A 1,338-nucleotide genomic window follows, 5' to 3' on the forward strand; every position below is an offset into this window, starting at 1 on the left:
GGCGGATTTCGGGGTGGGGTCGGTGGTGGAGTTGTTCGGGCGTCGGGTGGTGGAGGATCCGGGTGCGGTGGCGGTGGTGTGTGATGGTGGTGTGGAGGTGTCGTTCGGGGAGTTGGATGCGTGGGCGGGTCGTTTGGCGGGTTTTTTGAGGGGTTTGGGTGTGGGGTCGGAGTCGGTGGTGGGGGTGTGTGTGGGGCGGGGTGTGGAGGCGGTGGTGGGGATGTTGGGGGTGTGGAAGGCGGGTGCTGCGTTTGTGCCGTTGGATGTGGAGTTGCCGGTGGAGCGGTTGGCGTTTGTGCTGGGGGATGCGGGTGTGTCGGTGGTGGTGGGGACGCTGGAGTTGCTGGGGGATATGCCGGCGGGTGGGGTGCGTTTGGTGGCGTTGGATGATCCGCTGGTTTCTGTGCAGTTGGATTTGGTGTCTGTTGTTGATGTGGGGGTGTCGGCGGGTGAGTTGGCGTATGTGATGTATACGTCGGGGTCGTCTGGGGTGGCGAAGGGTGTGGCGGTGGAGCATGGGGCGTTGGTGAATTATGTGGGGTGGGCGTCGGGGTTTTATCGGTCGGGTGGGGCGCCGGTGTTTTCGTCGTTGGCGTTTGATCTGGCGGTGACGTCGTTGTGGGTGCCGTTGGTGTCGGGGTCGGCGGTGTGGATGAGTGCGGGGGGTGGGGTGGAGGGTTTGGCGGGGTTGTTGTCGGGGCGGGAGTTCGGGTTGGTGAAGTTGACGCCGGGTCATTTGGCGGTGGTGGCGGAGTCGGGTGGGGTGGGGCATGCGGTGGGGTCGGTGGTGGTGGGTGGTGAGGTGTTGGCGGGGTCGGTGGTGCGTGCGTGGCTGGCTGGTCATCCGGGGTCGGTGGTGGTGAATGAGTATGGGCCGACGGAGACGGTGGTGGGGTGTTGTGTGTTCGAGGTGGGTGCGGGTGATGTGGTGGATGAGGTGGTGCCGGTGGGGTGGCCGGTGGCGAACACGCGGTTGCTGGTGCTGGATGAGCGGTTGCGTCCGGTTCCGGTGGGGGTGGCGGGGGAGTTGTATATCGGTGGGGTGCAGGTGGCTCGGGGGTATCTGGGGCGTCGTGGGTTGACGGCGGAGCGGTTTGTGGCGGATCCGTATGCGGCTGACGGCAGCCGGTTGTATCGGTCGGGGGATGTGGTGCGCCGTCGTGCGGATGGTGCGTTGGTGTTCGTGGGTCGTGCGGATGAGCAGGTGAAGATCCGGGGGTTCCGGGTGGAGCCGGGTGAGGTGCAGGCCGTGGTGGCCGCGCATCCGGCTGTGGCCCGGGTGGCGGTGATTGCCCGTGAGGACATGCCGGGGGGCCGTCAGCTGGTGGCGTATGTGGT

Annotated in this window: 1 protein-coding gene; it reads left to right on the forward strand. The window is 66.4% G+C overall.

All coding sequences use genetic code 11. The features are described from left to right. Nucleotides 1-22: 22 nt before the first annotated feature. Nucleotides 23-1,338: amino acid adenylation domain-containing protein (locus tag ACFY0P_RS52195; protein ID WP_388929542.1), on the forward strand; the 1,316-nt coding region annotated here is incomplete at its 3' end.

Origin of the sequence: Streptomyces sp. NPDC001714, from assembly GCF_042892755.1 — a bacterium.
Classification (GTDB): Bacteria; Actinomycetota; Actinomycetes; order Streptomycetales; family Streptomycetaceae; genus Streptomyces.